Below are 231 nucleotides of genomic sequence, written 5' to 3'. Positions count from 1 at the left end.
GCCGAAGCCGGCCATGATCTTGGCGAAGGTCGCGCCGATCTGCCCGGTGCCGACCACGCCGACCGTTTTGCCGACCAGATCGAAACCGGTGAGCCCGTGCAGGCTGAAATCACCGTCGCGGGTGCGGTTGTAGGCACGGTGCAGACGGCGGTTGAGCGCCAGAATCAGCGCGACGGCGTGCTCAGCCACCGCGTGGGGCGAATAGGCGGGTACGCGCACGATGCTCAGGCC

At 68.0% G+C, this 231-nt stretch carries 1 protein-coding gene; it reads right to left on the bottom strand.

All coding sequences use genetic code 11. From position 1 onward, the window contains the following. On the bottom strand, nt 1-231 hold a 231-nt coding region (locus AAEZ22_RS18680), incomplete at both ends, for an NAD(P)-dependent oxidoreductase (RefSeq protein ID WP_352298595.1).

It is taken from the genome of Pseudoalteromonas sp. 20-MNA-CIBAN-0454 (assembly GCF_040308685.1).
Classification (GTDB): Bacteria; Pseudomonadota; Gammaproteobacteria; order Enterobacterales; family Alteromonadaceae; genus Pseudoalteromonas; species Pseudoalteromonas nigrifaciens.
This window is presented reverse-complemented; position numbering and strand designations above follow the sequence as displayed.